The 14,765-nt window shown below is 69.9% G+C and carries 13 protein-coding genes; 11 read left to right on the forward strand and 2 right to left on the reverse strand.

What is annotated here, in order from left to right; genetic code table 11:
- Positions 1-2: 2 nt before the first annotated feature.
- Complete coding sequence (locus ACIA8L_RS27930; RefSeq protein ID WP_395909423.1) at positions 3-542, forward strand: hypothetical protein; 540 nt, start codon at positions 3-5, stop codon at positions 540-542.
- Here ACIA8L_RS27930 and mptB read toward each other — a convergent pair.
- A complete protein-coding gene (gene mptB, locus ACIA8L_RS27935) occupies positions 519-1,880 on the reverse strand; it encodes a polyprenol phosphomannose-dependent alpha 1,6 mannosyltransferase MptB (RefSeq protein ID WP_395909425.1) in 1,362 nt (453 codons plus the stop codon). The two genes, ACIA8L_RS27930 and mptB, sit on opposite strands and share 24 nt — an antisense overlap.
- A 44-nt stretch (positions 1,881-1,924) precedes the next feature.
- On the opposite strand from mptB, the gene ACIA8L_RS27940 reads away from it, so the two are divergent.
- Genes ACIA8L_RS27940 through ACIA8L_RS27950 form a run of 3 tightly spaced genes read left to right on the forward strand, consistent with a single transcriptional unit; the run spans position 1,925 to position 4,428 of the window.
- Positions 1,925-2,854: an ABC transporter ATP-binding protein gene (locus tag ACIA8L_RS27940; RefSeq protein WP_395909426.1), complete on the forward strand. Its 930-nt coding sequence runs from the start codon at positions 1,925-1,927 to the stop codon at positions 2,852-2,854.
- Positions 2,854-3,615, forward strand: a complete 762-nt coding sequence (locus ACIA8L_RS27945; protein ID WP_395909427.1) for an ABC transporter permease — start codon at positions 2,854-2,856, stop codon at positions 3,613-3,615. The genes ACIA8L_RS27940 and ACIA8L_RS27945 overlap by 1 nt, the downstream gene beginning before the upstream one ends.
- Positions 3,616-3,618: 3 nt before the next feature.
- Entirely contained in the window at positions 3,619-4,428 is an 810-nt protein-coding gene (locus ACIA8L_RS27950; RefSeq protein WP_395909428.1) for an ABC transporter permease, read from the forward strand.
- A 363-nt stretch (positions 4,429-4,791) separates the two neighbouring features.
- On the opposite strand, the gene ACIA8L_RS27955 is transcribed toward ACIA8L_RS27950, so the two are convergent.
- Complete coding sequence (locus ACIA8L_RS27955; RefSeq protein WP_395909430.1) at positions 4,792-5,310, reverse strand: Uma2 family endonuclease; 519 nt, start codon at positions 5,308-5,310, stop codon at positions 4,792-4,794.
- 599 nt (positions 5,311-5,909) lie between these two features.
- On the opposite strand from ACIA8L_RS27955, the gene ACIA8L_RS27960 reads away from it, so the two are divergent.
- The 7 genes from ACIA8L_RS27960 to ACIA8L_RS27990 all read left to right on the forward strand — a co-directional run bounded on the left by ACIA8L_RS27960 (position 5,910) and on the right by ACIA8L_RS27990 (position 14,626).
- Complete coding sequence (locus ACIA8L_RS27960) at positions 5,910-7,100, forward strand: ROK family transcriptional regulator (protein ID WP_395909431.1); 1,191 nt, start codon at positions 5,910-5,912, stop codon at positions 7,098-7,100.
- The gene (locus tag ACIA8L_RS27965; RefSeq protein ID WP_395909432.1) at positions 7,097-8,635 is read left to right on the forward strand and encodes a sugar ABC transporter ATP-binding protein; all 1,539 of its coding nucleotides are present in this window, start codon (positions 7,097-7,099) and stop codon (positions 8,633-8,635) included. The genes ACIA8L_RS27960 and ACIA8L_RS27965 overlap by 4 nt, the downstream gene beginning before the upstream one ends.
- Positions 8,632-9,675: an ABC transporter permease gene (locus tag ACIA8L_RS27970; protein ID WP_395909433.1), complete on the forward strand. Its 1,044-nt coding sequence runs from the start codon at positions 8,632-8,634 to the stop codon at positions 9,673-9,675. The genes ACIA8L_RS27965 and ACIA8L_RS27970 overlap by 4 nt, the downstream gene beginning before the upstream one ends.
- Before the next feature lie 82 nt (positions 9,676-9,757).
- Complete coding sequence (locus tag ACIA8L_RS27975) at positions 9,758-10,798, forward strand: substrate-binding domain-containing protein (RefSeq protein WP_395909434.1); 1,041 nt, start codon at positions 9,758-9,760, stop codon at positions 10,796-10,798.
- Positions 10,799-10,977: 179 nt separating this feature from the next.
- The gene (locus tag ACIA8L_RS27980) at positions 10,978-12,114 is read left to right on the forward strand and encodes a Gfo/Idh/MocA family protein (RefSeq protein ID WP_395909720.1); all 1,137 of its coding nucleotides are present in this window, start codon (positions 10,978-10,980) and stop codon (positions 12,112-12,114) included.
- Positions 12,111-13,292: a xylose isomerase gene (xylA, locus tag ACIA8L_RS27985; RefSeq protein ID WP_395909436.1), complete on the forward strand. Its 1,182-nt coding sequence runs from the start codon at positions 12,111-12,113 to the stop codon at positions 13,290-13,292. The genes ACIA8L_RS27980 and xylA overlap by 4 nt, the downstream gene beginning before the upstream one ends.
- Positions 13,293-13,489: 197 nt before the next feature.
- Positions 13,490-14,626, forward strand: coding sequence for a ThuA domain-containing protein (locus tag ACIA8L_RS27990; protein WP_395909438.1), 1,137 nt, complete (start codon positions 13,490-13,492; stop codon positions 14,624-14,626).
- Positions 14,627-14,765: the final 139 nt, after the last annotated feature.

The raw sequence follows: 14,765 nt of genomic DNA on the forward strand, positions 1-14,765 counted from the left end.
TGATGGGACTGTTCAAGCGACGGCGGCTGCCGGCGGACCGGCGGCCGAAGCTGGCCCCGGACGAGCGGGTCGTGGCCTGGGCCGGCGCGACCGGCGACAACATCGTGGTCGCGACCAACCACGGCCTGTGGCTGCCGGGCGCCGACGAGCGGCTCGGGTGGCACGAGATCCACAAGGCGACGTGGTCGGGGCGGCAGCTGGCGATCATCGCGGCCCGGGAGGTGCCGGTCGTCGACGACGCGTATGCGGTGATGGAGGACCTCCCGCCGCTCATCGTCACGCTGCTCGATCCGGACCGGGTGCCCGAGCAGGTGCGGGTCCGGGTGAACAAGTCGATCGCGCACACTTCACATCACCCTCTCGAGGAGATCACTGGTTCGCGGGGCGGGGTCCGGGTCGTCGGCCGGCGGGTGCCCGGGGTGAACGGGTTGCGGTGGACGGTCCGGTATGACGAGGGTGTCGACCCGACGGTTTCGGGCGTGGTCGAGCACACCCGTGAGCTGGTCGACTGGGCGAAGTCAGGCGTCGGTACGGGTTCGTAGCTTCATTTCCGCCCGCCTCTTGCTGACGAGGCGGACGGCGACGGTTGTCACCAGCGCGACGTCCAGGAACGCGCCGGGGACCTTGGTTTTCGTGGCGAGGCCGAGACTGTCGGGCAGGGTCAGGAACGGCAGTGCTACCACTGCCACGTGGACGCCGGTGCGCAGCCGGCCGGTCAATGGGGTGCATGCGAGGACGGCGATGCCGGCCAGCGCATACCAGGCGTAGAACACCGGGCCCAGGACTGCTGTGGCGAGCATGGCCATGCCGGCCGCGGTCAGCACCGGGTTGATGATGTCGTCGGACTCGTGACGAGCAGGCCAGACCTTGCGCAGGGCCCGGATCCAGAGCCACAGCAGCAGGACTGCCAGTGCGGCAAAGCCTACGCCACGGGCGACGGCGACCGCGGTGCCGAATGCGCTGGGTAGTCCGAACAGTCGCAGAACGTAACCGGCAGCCATGCCGACGCCGCTGGGGATCGACAGCCACTGCACCAGCTGGGCGGTGGAGCCCAGCGCGCCGAGGAAGCCGAGACCGAGGCCGGTAGCCGCCGCGAGCAGGGCATACACCGCGGCGGCCGCGGCGGCGAACAGGAACGGCTCGCGGCGGCGGCGCAGCAGGAGCAGTACCAGAAAAGGGCCTGCCACAAGGGCTGTGACCTTGACTGCGGCGGCCAGTCCGATCGCTGCGCCGGCGCTTGTCGGTTTTTTGTGTACTGCGAATGCGAACGCGGCGATCACGAAGCCCGCGACGAGGATGTCGTTGTGCACGCCGGAGACGACATGGATGAGGACCAGCGGGCTCAGGGCCAGGGCCGCGTTGCGGTCGGTGAGGCGGTGCGCGGCGGCCACACAGAGGATAAGACCGAGGACGGCGGCCACGCGGAACAGGCCGACGGCGACGATGAGATGGCCGTGCGCGAGCCAGGCGATGCCGCCGGAGAGGGCGAACCAGAGCGGGCCGTAGGGCGTCGGTGTGTCGCGCCACAGTGGCGGCACGGACGAGAGCCAGGTGCAGGGCAGGTCGGCCGGGCCGTGTTCGTAGAGGTTCAGGCCGGCGTCGAAGAGCTGACCCTGGCAGGCGTACGCGTAGACGTCGAGCGCGCCCATGGGTGGCGCGATGAGCAGCGGCAGGCACCACAGCACTGCGGTGACGAGGAGTCCCTCGCGCTCATTCCGCAGCTGCCACCAGGCGTAACCTAAGGCAGACAGCGCCACGAACCACACGCAGACGCCGGTCACCCAGGCGGCATCGTGATGGTATGGCTTGCCGGCCAGGAAGCCGCTGACGGCCAGTAGCGTCGAGGCGGCCAGCCCGAGCCAGCGCGGGTTGAGGCGCATCGGGGCATCCTAAAACTGTCGTACCCCTCGGCTATGGTCGGGGCGTGACTGACAACGGGGCATTGATCGCAGCGACTGCGCTGGTCAAACGATTCGGTGAATTCACGGCCGTCGATGGCATTGACATCCGGGTGGCGCCCGGGGAGGCGTTCGGGTTCCTGGGGCCCAATGGGGCGGGCAAGTCCTCCACCATGCGCATGATCGGCTGCGTCTCCCGCCCGACCAGCGGGACCCTGCGCATCCTCGGCCTCGACGCGGCCCGCGACGGGCCGGCGATCCGGGCCCGGCTCGGCGTGTGCCCGCAGCTGGACACGCTCGACCCCGAGCTCACGGTGCTGGAAAACCTGGTGATCTACGCGCGCTACTTCGGCATCCCCCGCCGGGTGGCCCGTGAGCGCGCCCGCGAGCTGCTCGACTTCGTGCAGCTCGCCGACCGCGCCGACTCCAAGGTCGAGCCGCTGTCCGGCGGCATGAAGCGCCGCCTGACGATCGCCCGGGCCCTGGTCAACGAGCCCGACCTGGTGCTGCTCGACGAGCCGACGACCGGGCTCGACCCGCAGGCCCGGCACCTGGTGTGGGAGCGGCTGTTCCGGCTCAAACAGCGGGGCGTGACGCTGGTGCTGACCACGCACTACATGGATGAGGCCGAGCAGCTGTGCGACCGGCTCGTGGTGATGGACGGCGGCCGGATCGTGGCCGAGGGCTCGCCGCGCGAGCTCATCGAGCGGCACTCGACCCGCGAGGTGGTGGAGGTCCGCTTCGGCACCGATGACGTCGACATGGCCGGCAAGCTCGACGGGATCGGGGAGCGGGTGGAGGCGCTGCCGGACCGCGTGCTCGTCTATACCCAGGACGGCGACGACGCCCTCGCCGAGATCGCGGCCCGGGGCCTGGCGCCGTCGAGCACGCTGGTCCGACGGGGATCGCTGGAGGACGTGTTCCTGCAGCTGACCGGCCGGACGCTGGTGGAGTGATGGGCACGTTCGCGGCGCTCGAATACCACCTCGTGTCCTATCGGCGCACGTGGCGGTCCTCGGTGTTCAGCTCGTTCGCCCTCCCCGCCCTGTTCCTGGTCGCGATGGGGGTGACCGTCGGCGGCTACGTCGACGCGCGGCCGTCCGGGCTGGGCGCGCCCTACCTCGACTGGATCGGGCCGGGCCTGCTCGCCTCCACGGCCCTGCAGGTCGCGGTGGGCGACTCGACCTGGCCGGTGTTCTCGATGTTCAACTGGATACGCACCTACCACGCCATGCGCGTGACCCCGCTGAGCTCGGCCGCGATCCTGCGGGGGCACTTGCTGTTCCTCGGCCTGCGCGTCGCCCTGGCCACGTTCGCGTTCCTGCTGATGCTGCTGCCGTTCGGGGCGTTGCACTCGTGGTGGGCGCTGGCCACGTTCGCGCCGGCGATCCTGACCGGCCTGGCCTTCGCGGCACCGACGTTCGCGTTCGCCTCGGTGGTGCCGAGCGACGGCTACTTCGCGGTGCTGTTCCGGCTGCTGGTCGTGCCGATGTCGCTGTTCGCCGGGGTGTTCTTCCCGGTCGAGGGGCTGCCGGCGGCGGCCCGGGTGCTCGCCTATGCCTCCCCGCTGTGGCACGGCGTCGAGCTCTGCCGGGCGGCGACGCTTGGCACGGCGACAGCCTGGGGCGTGTGGGCGCACGTGGCGGTGCTGCTGGCGTATTTCGCGGTCGGCTACGTGCTGGCGGTGCGCGGTTTCACCCGACGGCTGGAGGACTGAGCCATGGTGACGACGACTCTCGCGTATCGGCGCATGGGGCGGGAGGCGCAGGGCACGCTGTCGGTGACGGCGCGCAACCTGGCGGCGGCCCGGCACGCGGCCTACTGGATGGTGCTGCTGTCGGGCTTCGCCGAGCCGCTGCTCTACCTGTTCTCGATCGGCGTCGGCGTCGGCAAGCTCATCGGCGACATCCCGGTCGCCGACGGCCGCCTGGTCAGCTACGCCCAGTTCGTGGCCCCGGCGACCCTGGCCGCCTCGGCTATGACCGGCGCCCTGGCCGAGACCATCATGAACTTCTACGGCAAATTGAAGTTCATGAAGCTCTACGACGCCACCCTGGCCACGCCGGTGACGCCGTTGCAGCTGGCCGGCGGCGAGTTGCTCTGGGCGATGCTGCGCGGCAGCTTCTACTCGGCCGCCTTCCTGGCCGTCATGGTCGCCCTGGACCTCACGACGCTCGGCTGGGCCCTGGCCGCGTTCCCGGCCGCGATGCTGGTGGGGTTCGCTTTCGGGGGACTGGGGATGGCTTTGTCGACGCTGCTGCGGTCGTGGCAGGACTTCGACTATGTGAACGTGGGGCAGTTCGCGCTGTTCCTGTTCAGCGGGACGTTCGCGCCGCCGGGGGACTATCCGCTCGTGGCTCGCGTGCTCATCGAGCTGACGCCGCTCTATCACGGGGTCGAGCTGGTGCGCGGGCTGTGCCTCGGGCTGCTGGGGTGGCCGCTGGTCTGGCATGCGGGATACCTGGCGGCGCTGGCGGCTGGGGGGCTGTGGCTGGCCAGCCGGCGGTTGGGGAGGCTGCTGCTGCACTGAGCCTCGCCAACTCCAGGCCACCTCTGTGGAGATGGCCCGTGCCACCTCTGTGAGGACGGCCGCCGTAGCGCTGGGCACGATGCAGCGCGACCTTTCGTTCCTGTCGCCGTAGGCGCCCAGCCCACGGGCCGGGCCACAGAATGGCGACCCCGACGGGCCCGCCGGCGACGCACGGATCGCGGCCGCTGATCGGGTGACCAGGCTACGGTCGTGCCCGCGCACTCGGGTGTTGCCATCGGCCGAGGTCGCGTTGTGCGGTGCCGGGCCCGCCGCGGCCGTGCGGTCGGGGGACGCCGGACGCGGGACGCGGGAAACGGAAAACGGGACGCGGGAAGCAGGAGGCGGAAGCAGGTGGTCGCCGGGCTAGTTCAGGACGGGCACGTCGCCGGAGAGTAGGGCATTCAGGGGGACCTTGCCGTACTCGACGTAGCGGCCGGCTTCGAGGCGGAACTGGATCACGACCTCGTCGGGCTCGACTCGCCAGAACAGGGGGATGCCGGCCTCCGCGTATTCGATCGGCTTGAGCCAGTGGTCCAGGCGCTCCGAACCCTTGGAGACGACTTCCACGGCCAGGGCAACTACGGTTCGGTCCAGCCACACCGTCTCGGCCGCGACGGGTCTGTTGGTGACGACCACGTCGGGGACTCTGCCGTTGCGGTTGTCGTCCGCGGTCCGTACGCCGCATGTCGCATTCACGCTGCCGACGTGGGTGTCGCGTAGCCACGTGGCCATGAGAAGACTGATCTCCTGGTGGCGCCACGGACTGGGCGCCATGACGATGAGATTGCCTTCGCTCAGCTCGAAGCGGTGGTCGCTGTCGGCTTCGGCCAGGCGAGTGACGTCTTCAAGGGTGTACGGCCCGGCGGGTAAGTTCCACAGCACCCCACCAGGTTAGGGCCACATCGTTCTACCGGGCAGGCCGGCGCCGTATGACGGGCTGGGCCGACGAGCGCAGCTGCAGGCGATGCCGCCGTGTATCGCCGGAATGACATGGACCGTGATGGATTGCCCCGGCCCGAGGATGCGAGGAGGCCGATAGCTCTGGGTCGGGCAGTCGTCGCACATGGTGGTGCCGGTGTCGGTCAAACCTCGCGCGTGGTGCTGCGCCCGAGCGGTGGACGGGCCGCCCTTCGTGGCTGGAAAGTCGTCATCATGCGATAACTCGGCGTGGTTGTGACTGGCCACCGCTATTGGGCCCGGACCTGCTGGCGGAGATCGGGAGGGGGTGTGGGTGGAGGCGAAGCCTCCCCCTCGCGCTTTTCGGGAAGTGCAGCCAAACTTCCGTTGGAATCAGCAAAAGTTTGGTAACGGGCGGCAGAAGGTCTAGACGGGGTGGCTTACAGGGGCCTAGAGTCCCTTCGCAACACGGGTGTAACGCGGGCCACACAGGTCGGCAACCCGGGGGCTTCTGGCGGTGTGGTGGTCTTGCCGCATGTCGCGGTGCGCCCAGGCAACTGCGACCCGACGAGGGGGTGCCTTCAATGAACACGGTCAGCGCCATCGACAATCCGGTTCAGTCGCGCCTGCTCCGGTTGTTGCGGGACACCGGGGCGCTGTCGCGGGCCGAGCTCGCGGACCGGCTCGAAGTGCCGCGGCCGCGGCTGCTGGCCGACCTCGACTCGCTCGTCGCGACCGGGCTCATCCGCGAAGCGGGGCCCGCGGCCAGCCGGGGCGGGCGGCGTTCGACGCTGGTGGAGCTGAACCCGGGGCTGCGGTTCGCCGCGGTCGACCTGGGGGCCAGCTCGATCGACGTCGAGATCACCGACGGGCGGCTCGAGCCCCTCGCCGCGTATGGGGAGCCGGCCGACATCCGGTCCGGGCCCAAAGTCATCCTGCAGCGGGTCAACGAGATCCTGCACAAGTTCCGCGTCGACGGCGCCTATGACCGGCTGCACGCGATCGGGATCGGGGTGCCGGGGCCGGTCAGTTTTCGCGACGGGGTGCCGGTGTCGCCGCCCATCATGCCGGGGTGGGACCGGTTCCCGGTGCGTGAGGTGCTGGGGCGGGAGCACAACTGCCCGGTGGTCGTCGACAACGACGTCAACATCATGAGCATCGGCGAGCGTTACGGCGGGGTCGCGCACTCGGTCGACAACCTGCTGTTCCTGAAGGTCGGCACCGGGATCGGGTGCGGCATCTACCTCAACGGTGAGGTGTACCGCGGCACCGACGGCTGCGCCGGGGACATCGGGCACATCCAGGTCGACTCGCACGGGCCGGTGTGCTCGTGCGGCAACGTCGGCTGCCTGGAGGCGCTGTTCGGCGGGGGTGCGCTGGCCCGGGACGCCACGGCGGCCGCGCGCAGCGGTGCGTCGCCGGCGCTCGCGGACCGGCTCTCCGCCAACGGGTCCGTGACCGCCAAGGATGTCGCCGACGGGGCGGCCGAGGGGGACGTGACCTGCATCCGGCTGATCCGCGACGGCGGGCGGCGGGTCGGCGGGACGCTCGCCGGGCTGGTCAGCTTCATCAACCCGTCGATGATCGTGATCGGCGGCGGGCTGGCCGGGCTCGGGCACATCCTGCTGGCCGAGATTCGCAGCGTGGTGTACCGGCGCTCGCTGCCCCTGGCGACCGGCAATCTGCCGGTCGTCCTGTCCGAGCTCGGCCCCCGCGCCGGCGTCGTCGGCGCCGCGGTGCTGGCCAGCGAACTCGCATATGGGCGGCCATCATGACGGACGACATCGTCCTGCGACTGACCGATGTGGTGAAGACCTTTCCGGGGGTACGCGCACTCGACGGCGTGCAGCTGGAAGTCAAGGAAGGCGAGGTGCACTGCCTGCTCGGGCAGAACGGCGCCGGCAAGTCGACGCTGATCAAGGTCCTGGCGGGGGCGCACACCCCGGACTCGGGCGAGATTCTGTGGCACGGTGAGCCGGTCGGCTTCGGCAGCCCGCAGGCGGCCATGAAGGCCGGGATCGCCACCATCTACCAGGAGCTCGACCTGGTCGACGGGCTCAGCGTCGCCGAGAACATGTACCTCGGCCACGAGCCCAGCAGCGGCGGGTTCGTCGCCCGCCGGGCCATGCGCAAGGGCGCCGCCGCGATCCTGGCCCGCCTCGGGCACCCGGAGATCCCGGTCGCCCGCGAGGTCGGCAAGCTGCCCGCGGCCGCGAAGCAGATCGTGAGCATGGGCCGGGCGCTGTCCCGGGAGGCGCGGCTGCTCATCATGGACGAGCCGAGCGCCGTGCTGGCCCACGACGAGGTGCAGAACCTCTTCCGGATCGTGCGCGGGCTCACCGCACAGGGCATCGCGGTCATCTACATCTCGCACCGCCTCGACGAGATCCGCGAGATCGGCGACCGGGTGACGGTGCTCAAGGACGGTCGCACGACGGCCGCCAACCTGGACGCCAAGACGACGCCCAACCGCGAGCTGGTGTCGCGGATGACCGGGCGCACCATCGAATACGTCTTCCCGCCGCGCCCGCCGTCGAAGACCGGCAGCCCCGTGATCCTGGACGTGCAGAATTTGACGCTGCCGGGCCGGTTCGCGGACGTCTCGTTGCGGGTCCACAGTGGAGAGATCGTCGGCATCACCGGGCTCGTCGGCTCGGGCCGCTCCGAGGTGCTCGAGTCCATTTACGGTGCTCGTCGGCCTTCCGGCGGTACCATCGAAATGCTTGGAAAGAAGCTTCGCCGGGGCAGTGTCAACGCGGCGGTGCGGGCCGGCATCGGGATGGCGCCCGAGGAGCGCAAGAGTCAGGCGCTGCTGCTCGGCGAGCCGATCTATCGCAACGTGACCCTGGCCGGCTTCACGCGCTTCGCCCGCGGTGGCTTCACCGACGCCGGGCGGGAACGCGCGGCCGCCGAGGAGATCACCCGCGGCCTGGACCTGCGCCCGGCCGACGTCCGCCGCCCGGTGCGCACGCTGTCCGGCGGCAACCAGCAGAAGGTCGTCGTCGGGCGCTGGCTGCTCGGCGGGACGAAGCTGCTGCTGCTCGACGAGCCGACCCGCGGTGTCGACGTGGGCGCCCGGGCCGAGCTTTACCAGGTCATCCGCAAACTCGCCGACGAGGGTGTCGGCGTGCTGCTCGTGTCGAGCGAGGTGCCCGAGGTCCTCGGCCTGGCCGACCGCGTGCTGGTCATGCGCGAGGGTCGGGTCGTGCGGGAGGCACCCGCCGGCGAACTCGACGAAGACACCGTTCTCGACCTGGTCATGGCCGGGTCGCTGCTGGAGGGCATCACCCCCGAAGGGACCGCCGTATGAGCACCGCCACGGAACCGGTGGACGTTCACGATCCGCCCCGCGCGGCCGCCCCGGGCTTCTGGCACCGGGAGGGCGCCGACAACACCAAGCGCAACCTGGCCCTGATCGGCGTGCTGCTCCTGCTGCTGGTCATCGGCGCGATCACGAAGCCGGAGATCTTCCTCGACGGCGAGCGGCTGTGGAGCAACGAGCTGACGGTACTGACACAGGCCTCCAGCATCGGCGTCCTCACGATCGGCATGACGTTCGTGATGATCAGCGGCGGCATCGACCTCTCGGTCGGCGCACTGCTGGCCCTGGCCAGCGTCTGGTGCACGACGGTGGCGACACAGAGCTACGGCGCGTTCAGCATGATCTTCGCGGCGCTGGCCGTCGGCGCGGGCGCGGGCCTGATCAACGGCGGGCTCATCGCCTACGGCCGGCTGGTGCCCTTCATCGCGACCCTGGCCATGATGCTGTCGGCCCGGGGCCTGGCGCAGAGCATCTCCGGCTCGCAGACCCAGATCAACCATGACGCCTTCATCAACGGGTTTGCGACGACAAAGCTTGCGGGGGTACCGGTAGTCGCCATCATTTTCCTCGTCGTCGTCGCGCTCGGCTGGGTCCTGCTCAACCGCACCACGTTCGGCCGGCGCACGGTCGCCATCGGCGGCAACGCTGAGGCCGCCCGCCTGGCCGGCATCAACGTGCGGCTCCACACCGTGCTGCTCTACGTCCTGTCCGGGCTCTGCTGCGGCATCGCCGCGCTGATCGTGGTCTCGCAGACGACCTCCGGCAGCAACACGCACGGCGACCTCTACGAGCTCGACGCGATCGCCGCCGCCATCATCGGCGGCACGGCACTGACCGGCGGCCGCGGCACCATCGTCGGCTCGCTGCTCGGCGTGCTCATCTTCACGCAGATCACCAACCTGTTCGTCATCAACAACCTGCAGCTCGACCTGCAGCGGATCATCAAGGGCGGCATCATCGTCGTCGCCGTGCTGATCCAGGCGTTCCCGGTCATCTCGATCTGGCGCCGAAGAAAAGTCACTTCCTGACGCTTCCTACAGCAGCTGTCGCCCACGCCGGGGCGACAGCGTGGATCCGCACACCCAAAAACACCCCAAATTGGAGGTCGCGATGAGCGACATGTCCCGCCGCCGACTGATGTTCGGCGGGGCCGCCCTCGGCGCCGGCGCGCTGCTGGCCGCCTGCACGTCGAACGACACGAAGGACAGCGCACCGCAGACCAACACCAAGGAGAACGCCGCCAGCGAGGCCCCCGGCAAGGCGGTCACCATCGGCTTCTCCGCCCCGGCCGCCGACCACGGCTGGATCGGCGCCATCACCAACAACGCCAAGGCGCAGGCGGCGAAGTTCTCCGACGTGACGCTCAAGGTCGTCGACGCCGGCAAGGACGCACCGGCCCAGATCGCGGCCCTGGAGACCCTGATCGCCAGCAAGCCGGACGCGATCGTGCTGCTCCCGCAGGACGGCGCCCAGCTCACCGCGGTCGGCAAGAAGGCCATGGACGCCGGCATCATCGTCATCAACCTCGACCGCGAGTTCTCCGACTCGGCCGCGTCGTTCAGCCTCATCAAGGGCGACAACTACGGCATGGGCGTGGCCGCCGGGCACTACGTCGGCGAGAAGCTCAAGGGCAAGACCGACGCCGTCATCGGTGAGATCCCCGGCATCGACGAGCTGCAGCTGACCAAGGACCGCTCGAAGGGCTTCGCCGACACGCTCAAGACCTACGGGCTGAGCGTCAAGCACCGCGTCGCGGCCGGCTTCACGGTCCAGACCGGTCAGTCCGCCGCGGCCAACCTGCTGCAGGCCGCGCCGAAGCTCGACGCGCTGTGGAACCACGACGACGACCAGGGCGTCGGCGTCCTCGCGGCCATCCAGCAGGCCGGCCGCAAGGAGTTCTTCATGGTCGGCGGGGCCGGTTCGCGCGACGCCATGGACCACATCAAGAGCGGCGACACGGTGCTGACCGCGACCGTGACGTACCCGCCGTCGATGGCCTCGTCGGCGATCATCCTGGCCCGGCTGGCCGCGCAGGGCAAGGGCATGGGCGACCTGGTCGAGCTGCAGGTGCCGAAGCTGATCGTGCTGCAGTCCGAGACGATCACGAAGGACAACGTCGACAAGTACCTGCCCCTCGGCTTCAAGTCCTGACCCACTGTGCTCAGCGACCGGCGACAGGCCTAGATCACCTTCACCGCCACCCAGCGCCGAACGCCGCGGCCTGCCGCGGCGCCTTCGCCGGCGGGCGAATGTTCAAGCGGCGCGCCTGTTGCCGGGCGCTCCCACCACGAAAGGAACCGCCAGTGTCCAGTCAGGAGCTGCGCGTCGGCATGGTCGGATACGCGTTCATGGGCGCCGCGCATTCCCAGGCGTGGCGCACCGTGAACCGGGTCTTCGACCTGCCGGCGCGGGCCAGCATGGTCGCCGTCTGCGGTCGCGACGAGGCCAAGGTGGCCGAGGCCGCGGCCCGGCTCGGCTGGGCCGAGGCGGTCACCGACTGGCGCGAGCTGATCGCCCGGGACGACATCGACGTCATCGACGTGTGTACCCCGGGCGACAGCCACGCCGAGATCGCGATCGCCGCGCTCGAGGCGGGCAAGCACGTGCTCTGCGAGAAGCCGCTCGCCAACACCGTCGAGGAGGCCCGGGCGATGGTCGCCGCGGCGGTCAAGGCCCGGACCGTGGGCGTGCGGTCGGCGTGCGGGTTCAACTACCGCCGCGTGCCGGCCGTCTCGCTGATGCGCAACCTGATCGCGGCCGGACGGATCGGCGCGATCCGCCACGTCCGCGCCGTCTACCTGCAGGACTGGATCGTCGACCCCAACTTCCCGCTGGTGTGGCGGCTACAGAAGGACAAGGCCGGCTCGGGTGCGCTCGGCGACATCGGAGCGCACATCATCGACCTGACCCAGTTCGTCACCGGCCAGCGCATCACCGGCGTGTCCGGGCTGACTGAAACGTTTATCAAGGAGCGTCCCCTGGTCGAAGCGTCGGCCGGGCTTTCCGCTTCGGCCGGGTCGGCCACGGGTGAGGTCACTGTCGACGACGCCGCGCTGTTCATCGCGCGGCTCGACGGGGGAGCGGTGGCCACATACGAGGCGACGCGCTTCGCCACCGGACGCAAGAACGGGCTGCGGGTCGAGGTCAACGGGGAGTACGGCAGCATCGCCTTTGATCTGGAGCGGCTGAACGAGCTGGAGTTCTACGACGCCACCCAGCCGGCGGCCGAGCAGGGCTGGAGCCGCATCCTGGTGACCGAGGGCGACCACCCGTACATGGGGGCGTGGTGGCCGCCGGGGCACATCATCGGCTACGAGCACAGCTTCACCCACGAAATGCGCGACTTCATCGAGGCGGTCGCGACGGGGGCCGATCCGACGCCGTCGTTCGAGGACGCGCTGCAGGTGCAGCTGGTGCTCGACGCGGTGGCCAGGTCGGACGCCTCTTGGGTGAGTGTGGCCCCATGAGCCACGACCCGTTCGTTCCGACTCCGGCCGACCGGTTCTCGTTCGGGCTGTGGACCGTGGGCTGGCAGGCCCAGGACGTCTTCGGCTCGGCGTCACGCGCGGCGCTCGACCCGGTCGAGACCGTGCACCGGCTGGCCGAGCTGGGGGCGTACGGCGTCAGCTTCCACGACGACGACCTGATCCCGTTCGGCAGCGACGAGGCCGCGCGGGACAAGGTCGTCGCCCGGTTCCGCGAGGCTCTGGACGACACCGGACTGGTCGTGTCAATGGCGACGACGAACCTGTTCGGGCATCCGGTCTTCAAGGACGGGGCATTTACCGCCAACGATCGGGCGGTGCGGCGGTACGCGTTGCAGAAAGTGTTGCGGAATATCGACCTCGCGGCTGAGCTGGGTGCTCCGACCTATGTGTTGTGGGGTGGCCGCGAGGGGGCCGAGTCCGGGGCCGGCAAGCAGATGCGAGCCGCCCTGGACCGGTACCGCGAGGCCATCAACGCCATCTGTGCCTATATCCGGCAGCAGGGGTACGACATCCGCCTGGCCATTGAACCCAAGCCCAACGAGCCGCGCGGTGACATTCTGCTGCCCACGATCGGGCATGCGCTCGCGCTCATCTCGACCCTCGACGAGCCGTCGCGGGTCGGGCTCAATCCCGAGGTCGGCCACGAGGAGATGGCCGGGCTGAACTTCGCGCACGGCATCGCGCAGGCGCTGTGGCACGGGAAGCTGTTCCACATCGACCTGAACGGTCAGCACGGGCCGCGCTTCGACCAGGACCTGCGCTTCGGCGCCGGCAATCTGCGCGGCGCGTTCTGGACGGTCGACACGCTGGAGAACAGCTCCGGCTATCCGACCGCCTACGCCGGGCCGCGCCATTTCGACTACAAACCGCCGCGCACGGAAGATGCCGAAGGCGTCTGGGGTACCGCGGCCGCCTGCATGCGCAATTACCTGATCCTGCGGGAGAAGGTCCGCGCGTTCCGCGACGACCCCGAGGTGTCCGCCGCCCTGGCGACCGCGCGGGTCGATGAGCTTTCGGTGCCGACGCTGCTGCCGGGGGAGACCCTGGAACAGCTGCGGGCCGAGCAGATCGACATCGAGGCGGTCGCCGCGCGTGGCATGGCGTTCGAGCGCCTCGACCAACTGGCCATGGAGCACCTTCTGGGGATTCGTGGCTGATTGACTTTCTGACGCCTCTCTTTGCGAGGGCCGGTCCGCGGTTGCGCCCCGCGGGCCGGGGTAATCGAGGCGTCGGAATGGCAGGACCGGGATCCCGGCCGGACGTCAGCCAGACGTCCGGCCCGGGAACCCTTTCGCAGTGCATGACAGCGCGGCGGCGCGCGCAGACCGTAACGAGTTGATCGTGAGGAACTGTCATGACCATCCGCTCGTGGCTCGCCGCCGCTACGGCAGGCCTGATCGTCGCCGGGACGCTCGTCGCCGCACCCGCCAGTGCCGCCGACGCTCCCTACAAAGTGCTGGTCTTCTCCAAGACGGCCGGTTTCCGCCACTCGTCCATCCCCAACGGCATTGCCGCCGTGCAGGCCCTGGGCGCCGCCAACAACTTCACCGTGACCTCCACCGAGGACGCCGCTGTGTTCACGGCCGCGGGTCTGTCGCAGTACCAAACCGTCGTTTTCATGTCGACGACCGGCGATGTGCTCAACGACGCGCAGCAGACGGCGTTCGAGGCGTACATCCGTGGGGGCGGCGGTTATGTCGGCGTGCACGCGGCCGCCGACACGGAGTACTCGTGGCCGTTCTACGGCACGCTGGTCGGGGCCTGGTTCTCGTCGCACCCGGCCATTCAAGCGGCGACGGTGAACGTCGAGGACCGCACACATCCGGCCACCGCGCACCTCGGGGCGACGTGGACGCGGACCGATGAGTGGTACAACTATCAGACGAATCCGCGCAGCTCAGCGCATGTGCTCGCGTCGCTGAACGAGTCGACCTACTCGGGCGGCACGATGAACGGCGACCACCCGATCACGTGGTGCAAGACGATCGACTCCGGACGCTCCTTCTACACCGGCTTCGGGCACACCGAGGAGAGCTACACCGACCCGGCCTTCCGGTCCCTGCTTCTCGGCGCCATCCGCTACACGGCCCGCCGAGTGGACGGGAACTGTTCGGTGGCCGCGGCGATGCAAGGTGAGTCGTTCGTCTCCACCGGCGGCGTGCAGATCGCGACGCATGCTCCCGCGGTCGGCGGCCGCACCGCCGGCTACATCGACAACGGCGACTGGGCTTCGTACACCGCCGATCTGACCTCGGTGCGCGGCGTCACCGTCCGCATCTCCTCGGCCGGCGCCGGGGGCACGATCGAGTTCCGGAGCGGGTCGACCACCGGCCGGCTGCTCGGGTCGGTCGCCGTCCCCAACACCGGGGGCTGGGAGACGTTCCGGACCGTCACCGCTTCGCTGGCGAGCGGGACGGGCCCGCTGTTCCTGGTGTTCCGGGGCAACGGCGGCTCGCTGTTCGACGTCGACGAGTTCACGCTGACCCGCTGAGCTCGTCGTCCTGAGCGGGGGAGGGGCCGCGACGCCGACCGGCTCCTCCCTCGGGACCCGCCCGCCCGGACGCTCCTGCGCGGCACCCCTGCCCGGCGACGCCGACGCTGGTCAGACCCGGTGCGGCGTTGTCTGGGCG

The sequence above is a fragment of the Dactylosporangium sp. NPDC051541 genome (assembly GCF_044454505.1).
Lineage (GTDB): Bacteria > Actinomycetota > Actinomycetes > Mycobacteriales > Micromonosporaceae > Dactylosporangium.